Genomic DNA, 6,693 nt, shown 5'->3' with positions numbered 1-6,693 from the left:
GAGCCTCACACACAAACTTCCTGACACCCTCGTCAGAGATCAAGGCGGCACACCCACCAGCGTCGCCAAACGCTTCGGCATCTCACGGCAACGCGTCCACCAGATCCTCAACGCCTACGACGCAGGCGGCGCCGAGGCAATCGCACCGAAATCACGCGCCCCTCACACCCACCCGCACGCCGTCCCGGAAGCACTACGCAACGAAATCATCAGCATCCGCAAACAACTCACCCGGCACGGACTCGACGCCGGGCCCGAAACCATCGCCTACCACCTCGAACAGGCCGGCAAACGCGCCCCCTCAACCTCAACGATCCGCCGCATCCTCACCAACGAGGGCTTGATCACCCCGCAGCCGCAAAAGAAGCCGAAAAGCTCTTACATCCGCTTCGAAGCGGCGATGCCCAACGAATGCTGGCAAGCCGACATCACCCACCTCTTCCTCGCTGATAACACGCGGGTAGAAGTCCTCGACTTCCTCGACGACCACTCTCGATACCTGTTGTCAATCACCGCGGCCGCCGCATTTACAGGCCCCGCCGTCGCCGCCGAACTCACCCGCCTGATCGGCGCATACGGCCCGCCAGCATCCACGCTGACGGACAACGGTTTGGTGTTCACCGCCCGCCTAGCCGGGCGCAAAGGCGGGCGAAACGCGTTTGAAAAAGTGCTCGTCGCACACAAAATCCAACAGAAAAACGGCCGGCCAGGCCACCCCCAAACCCAAGGAAAAATTGAGCGGTTCCACCAAACCCTCAAAAAATGGATCAAGGCCCGACCCGCAGCACAAACGGTTTCTGAACTGCAACAACTCCTCAATGAGTTTCGCCAATACTACAACTGCACCCGACCCCACCGCGCCCTGGGCAGACGCACCCCGCAGCAGGCATACACCGCCGGAGTCAAAGCCACGCCCAACGACAACCCCAAAGAAGAATGGCGAACCCGAAACGACACAGTCGACAAAAACGGCAAAGTCAGCGTGCGCTACGCCGGCAAACTCTTCCACCTCGGCATTGGACGCACCTACAAACACAAGAAAATTCTCATGGTCATCACCGACAACCACATCATCACATCACTGGTCGAAACCGGAGAAGTCATCACCGAGCACTACATCGACACCGCCCGCGACTACCAAAAGGCCTACTGGAAACACGGCGACCCACCACTTCACCCCAAATGAACAAAACCGGCACCCCAGAACAAAAAACAACTGGGATGCCGGTCCGTCCAGCATGTCGCGACTCATGCGTCAAGCATGACGCGACTCATGACATTTGCGGAGGATGTGGGATTTGAACCCACGAGGGTCGTGAAACCCGCACGCGTTCCAGGCGTGTGACATAGGCCGCTAGTCGAATCCTCCAGCGACACTCGAAAGCGTCTTGCGATATATTAGACCACCCAGCGCCCACGGCCAAAACCGCAGCGCATCCGGCTTATGTGCCCTTGGCTTGTTTCTGGAGGGGCAACATGGCTACAGTATCGGGCAGGATCCCACGCGGTGTTATCTTGTGAACTCCCCCAGGGCGGGAACGCAGCAAGGGTCAGCGAGCTCTGGCAGGTGCGTGGGGTCCCCTTTTATTGCGCTGTACGATGTAACCCATGTCTCTTTCGGATCTCGATCCCGCACAGTTCTCCGAGCTGGCCCAGCGCACCCGTCAGCAGTATGACGAGCTCAAGGCCCGCAACCTCAACCTGGCCCTCACCCGCGGCAAGCCGTCGAGCGAGCAGCTCGGCTTCTCCAACGCCCTGCTCTCCCTGCCGGGGGAGGGCGATTACACCGACAACACCGGCGCGGACGTGCGCAACTACGGGGGTCTGACCGGCATCGCCGACATCCGCGAACTGTGGGCCGAGGCCCTGGGCATTGACCCGGACAACCTCATCGCCGGCGACTCTTCCAGCCTGAACATCATGTTCGACCTGATCTCCTGGGCGTATATCTGGGGCACCAACGACTCGCCGCGCCCGTGGAAGGATGAGGAGCGCGTCAAGTGGATCTGCCCGGTGCCGGGCTACGACCGCCACTTCGCCATCACCGAGCACTTCGGCTTCGAGATGGTCCAGGTGCCCATGACCCCGACCGGCCCGGACATGGACGCCGTCGAGGAACTGGTGAAAGATCCGCAGGTCAAGGGCATGTGGACCGTGCCGATTTACGGAAACCCGACGGGGGTGACGTTCGCACCGGAGGTCGTCGAGAAGCTTGCCGCGATGGAAACCGCGGCCGAAGACTTCCGCATCATCTGGGACAACGCCTACGCCATCCACACGCTTACCGGCGCGCTGCCGGACAACCCCGACGTGATCGCGCTGGCGGAAAAGCACGGCAACCCGAACCGCTTCTGGTACATGTCGTCCACCTCCAAAATCACCCTCGCCGGCTCCGGCGTGGCATTCTTCGCCTCATCCAAGGCGAACCTGGAGTGGTACGCCTCCCACGCCTCCATCCGCGGCATCGGCCCCAACAAGGTCAACCAGCTCGCACATGCGCGTTTGCTTGGCGACGTCCAAGGGTTGCACACGCTGATGAAACAGCACGCCAACTCGCTGGCGCCGAAGTTCGAGGCCGTCATCGGGATCCTCGAGGGCCGCCTCGGCGAGTTTGGGGTGGCCGAGTGGACCGAACCGGAAGGCGGCTACTTCATCTCCCTGGATGTGCTGGACGGCTCCGCCACCCGCGTGTGGGAGCTGGCCAAGGAAGCCGGCATCACCCTGACCAAGGCCGGCGCGTCCTTCCCCGGCGGGGTGGACGAGAACGACCAGAACATCCGCCTCGCGCCGTCGCTGCCGCCGCTGGATGAGGTGCGTACCGCCATGGACGGCGTAGCCACCTGCGTGCTGCTCGCCTGCGTGGAAGCTGCGGAGGCACAGGCGGACTAGACTTGCCCGCGTGGCTCTGTACAGGAAATACCGCCCCGCAACGTTCGGCGAGGTCATCGGCCAAGAGCAGGTGACCCGCCCCCTTTCAACCGCCCTGGACAACGGGCGGATCTCGCACGCCTACCTCTTTTCCGGCCCGCGCGGCTGCGGAAAGACGTCCTCGGCGCGCATCCTGGCGCGATCCCTAAACTGCGCCGAGGGGCCCACCTCCACCCCGTGCGGCGTGTGCGAATCCTGCGTCGCCCTCGCGCCGGGCGGCAGTGGCAACCTGGACGTGATGGAGCTCGACGCCGCCTCCCACGGCGGCGTGGAGGACATGCGCGAACTGCGAGAGCGCGCCCTGTTCGCGCCGGCGGAGTCGCGCTACCGCGTCTTCATCATCGACGAGGCCCACATGATCACGAAAGAGGGCAACAACGCCCTGCTGAAGATTGTGGAGGAGCCGCCCGCCCACCTGATCTTCATCTTCGCCACCACCGAGCCGGAGAAGATGCTGGGCACCATCCGCTCGCGCACCCACAACTACCCGTTCAGACTGCTGGCGCCGCAGGCGATGCGCGAGCTGGTGCAGCACGTGGTGGAAGAAGAAGGCGTCCACGTCGACGAGAACGTCTACCCGCTGGTCATCCGCGCCGGCGGTGGCTCGCCGCGCGACACCCTGTCGATCCTGGACCAAATGCTCTCCGGCGCCGGCGAAGACGGCCTGACCTACGAGCTGGCGCTGCCGCTGCTCGGAGTGACGGACCTGACGCTGCTCGACGCCGCCGTCGACGCCTTGGCGGACCGCGACGCGGGCGCGATGTACCGCACCATCGACCAGGTCATCGAGTCCGGCCACGAACCCCGCCGCTTCGCCCTCGACCTGCTGGACCGCATGCGCGACCTGCTGCTGATCCGCACCGTGCCGGACGCCTTTGGGCAAGGGCTTGTCGACGCCCCCTCGGACCGCGCCGACATCCTCACCCAAGAGGCCCACCAGTTCTCCCCGCAGCACCTGGCTTTGTTGGCGTCCGAGGTCAACGACCGCATCGCGAGCCTGCGCGGCGCCACCTCGCCGCGCCTGCTGCTGGAGATCATGGCCGCCCACCTGCTCACGTTGCAGCCCGGCGGCTCTGGTGCTGCGCCCGCCGCTCCCGCCGGTTCTGGTGCTGTGCCCCAGCCCGCGCCTTCTCCCGCGCCGTCCCCGCAGCAACCCCAGACATCGCAACAGCCCAGCCCTTCCCAACCGGGTGGTGGCGCGGCCGCGGCGGCCGCCGCAGCTGCCGCAGCTGCGAGCTCGCGCAACCGCCAGCAGGAGCAGCCGGAGCCGCCGCAGCCGGCAGAACCCAAGCCGGAGCTCAAGCCTGAACCCCAGCAGGAGACCGCTAAAGCCCCTGCGCCGGACACTGACGAGCTGTTTGAGCGCATCGAGAAGGACTGGACGCGGCTGCGCCAGTCCGTCGGCGAGCGCAACAAGGTCGCCGAGATCATGCTCACCGAGGCCAAACCGCTCGGCTTCGACGGCGACGTGCTCGTGGTCGGCCACCACACCGGCGCGCTGGCCGAGCGCATCAACGCCGAGAAGAACAACACCGACATCGCCACCGTGCTCTCCGAGAAGCTCGGGGCGAAAATCCAGGTCCGCTGCGTCATCGGCACCGACCCGTCGACTGCAAACCTGCGCCGCCCCGCCAAGCGCGAGGTTTGGAACCCGGGCGCGGAAGCCGGCAGCGAGGACAGCGGCTCCGACAGCGCCGACTCCGACGACCCCGCCCCCGCCCCGGCCAGCGGCTGGGACGCGCCGGCCCAGATCGGCGGGCCTGCGGCGGAGCGACCTGCGCCGCAACAGGCCCAGGCACAGCAACCACAGCAGCAGGCCCCGGCGCAACCGACACCCTCCAAGCGCGAGGACGACTGGCGCAGCGCAGCGCTTGCCGCCAGCCAGAAGGCCGCCGAGCGGGCCAAGCGCGAACGCGAGGAAATTCCGCCGCCGCCGGAGCCGTATGACTATGACGAGGGGGTGCCTGAGGCGTCGATAGGCAATGTGCCCGAGTACACCCGCGAGGACGAAGAGCGCGACATGGCCGACCAGGCGCGCGACGAAGCTGGCACCGCGGACCGCCGCGACGCCACCGAGGTGGCGATGGATCTGCTCGCCGCCGAGCTCGGCGCGAAGCCGTTGTAGACTGGCGCGAGAACTATTAGCGAACGAAAGGGGACAACCATGACCCAGCCGCAAGACATGCAGGAACTCATCCGCCAGGCCGCCGAGGTACAGGCCGCCCTCCAGCAGGCGCAGATGGAGCTGCTGCAGACCGAGGTCACCGGCACCGCAGGCGGTGAACTCGTCACCGTCACCATGACCGGCGGCGCCGAGATCACCGACATCAAGATCAAGCCGGAGGCTGTCGACGCCGACGACATCGAGTCGCTGCAGGACCTCATCCTCGCCGCATACCGCGACGCCCACAACCAGGCCGGCAAGCTCGCCGAGGAGAAGATCGCCCCGCTGACCGGCGGCGCGATGGGCGGCGGCGCACCGCAGGGTGGCGCACCGCAGGCAGGCCCGGGCGAGATCCCGTTCGGCGGCATCATCTAACACCCGCTCAACCGCGTCCGGCCCCTTGCGGTCGGGCGCGTTTTCTTTTGTGAAAGGACGCCGTGTTCGAAGGACCACTGCAGGACCTTATCGACGAGCTATCGCGCCTCCCCGGCGTCGGACCGAAGTCCGCGCAGCGGATCGCGTTTCACTTGTTGAAGGAGGAACCGGAGGACGTCGATAGGCTGCGCGCCGCGTTGGCCGCCGTGCGCGACGGGGTGACGTTCTGCCGCATCTGCAACAACGTCTCGCGCGAGGACGTGTGCCGCATCTGCGCCGATTCGGGGCGCGACAAAGCACTCGTGTGCGTGGTGGAAGACGCGAAAGACATCCAGGTCATCGAGCGCACCGGCGAGTACTCCGGCCGCTACCACGTGCTCGGCGGGGCGCTGGACCCGCTGGCCAACGTGGGGCCGAAGGACCTGGCGATTGCCCCGCTTCTGCAGCGCATCGGCGGGGTGCTGCCGGACCTGGAGGGCACCGAGGCGCCGGCGGTGTCCGAGGTCATCCTGGCCACCGACCCCGACACCGAAGGCGAGGCCACCGCGTCGTACCTGGTGCGGCTTTTGAAGGACTTTCCGGACCTGACCATTTCGCGTTTGGCCTCCGGCATGCCGCTGGGCGGGGACCTGGAGTTTGTCGACGAGCTCACGCTCTCCCGGGCCCTGACCGGCAGACTGCGGTTGTAGCGCCGCGGTTCCCGGGTGGGGGCGGCTGTGGACAACGTTGGGGCTGGTGTGGCGAGTTGTCCACAGATTTCGGTTCGGGGGTTGTGCGGGGTTGCGTGGTGTTTAGGGTCTGGGGGCATGAACCCGTTCGACGCGTTTATTCAGGCGATGGCCGCAGCATCCATGGAGACACTGCGGCACTTCGACCTGCCTGTTGCGCTTTCGGCGGGCATCGCGCCGGAGCGGGCACGCGCGTGGGATGCGATGCAAAAGGTGTACTACGGGCCGACGAAATTCACCCGCAAACAAGCCCTGGCAGTACAGAAAGCCCGCGGGTTCTCGTTGGACGAACTCGCGCTGATCGAACGGCGTATCGGCGGCGTGAAAGATGCTGGGGAGCGGTGGCGGCTGCGCCTGGAACTGCTGGATGTGACCGGCGGGTACCGCGCGATCGAGCGCGCCGCACGCGAGCTGGTGCCCCGCGACGATGACACCCCGAAAAAGAAGCAGGTCGCGTTCTCCGCCCCGAAGAACGGCCGGGCGCGCATCACGATTGAC

5 protein-coding genes, 1 tRNA gene, 1 other RNA gene and 1 pseudogene are annotated in these 6,693 nt (G+C 66.0%); 7 read left to right on the top strand and 1 reads right to left on the bottom strand.

Annotated elements, in window-relative coordinates; all coding sequences use genetic code 11:
- The coding region (locus HMPREF3151_RS08600) for an IS481 family transposase (RefSeq protein WP_083290270.1) at nucleotides 1-1,186 on the top strand (1,186 nt) is incomplete at its 5' end.
- A 97-nt stretch (nucleotides 1,187-1,283) separates the two neighbouring features.
- Here the strand turns inward: HMPREF3151_RS08600 and HMPREF3151_RS08595 are convergent.
- Nucleotides 1,284-1,369 (bottom strand) — tRNA-Ser (locus HMPREF3151_RS08595).
- A gap of 122 nt (nucleotides 1,370-1,491) precedes the next feature.
- Here HMPREF3151_RS08595 and ffs point away from each other — a divergent pair.
- The 6 genes and pseudogenes from ffs to HMPREF3151_RS08565 all read left to right on the top strand — a co-directional run.
- An RNA gene (ffs, locus tag HMPREF3151_RS08590) (signal recognition particle sRNA small type) lies at nucleotides 1,492-1,589 on the top strand.
- Nucleotides 1,590-1,608: 19 nt separating this feature from the next.
- Nucleotides 1,609-2,889 carry an aspartate aminotransferase type Ic gene (locus HMPREF3151_RS08585; RefSeq protein ID WP_070475127.1) on the top strand — a complete coding sequence of 427 codons (1,281 nt, stop codon included), beginning with the start codon at nucleotides 1,609-1,611 and terminating at the stop codon, nucleotides 2,887-2,889.
- A gap of 10 nt (nucleotides 2,890-2,899) precedes the next feature.
- Nucleotides 2,900-5,053, top strand: coding sequence for a DNA polymerase III subunit gamma and tau (locus HMPREF3151_RS08580; protein WP_070475126.1), 2,154 nt, complete (start codon nucleotides 2,900-2,902; stop codon nucleotides 5,051-5,053).
- Nucleotides 5,054-5,092: 39 nt separating this feature from the next.
- Nucleotides 5,093-5,467, top strand: a complete 375-nt coding sequence (locus HMPREF3151_RS08575) for a YbaB/EbfC family nucleoid-associated protein (RefSeq protein ID WP_070475125.1) — start codon at nucleotides 5,093-5,095, stop codon at nucleotides 5,465-5,467.
- A gap of 62 nt (nucleotides 5,468-5,529) precedes the next feature.
- Nucleotides 5,530-6,156, top strand: a complete 627-nt coding sequence (gene recR / locus HMPREF3151_RS08570) for a recombination mediator RecR (RefSeq protein WP_070475124.1) — start codon at nucleotides 5,530-5,532, stop codon at nucleotides 6,154-6,156.
- 117 nt (nucleotides 6,157-6,273) lie between these two features.
- A pseudogene (locus HMPREF3151_RS08565) lies at nucleotides 6,274-6,693 on the top strand (hypothetical protein); the annotation flags it as partial.

This window comes from Corynebacterium sp. HMSC05H05, assembly GCF_001807265.1.
In the GTDB taxonomy this organism is placed as follows: Bacteria; Actinomycetota; Actinomycetes; order Mycobacteriales; family Mycobacteriaceae; genus Corynebacterium.
Note: the sequence above shows the minus strand (reverse complement) of the source record. Positions and strands in the feature narration are given on the sequence as shown.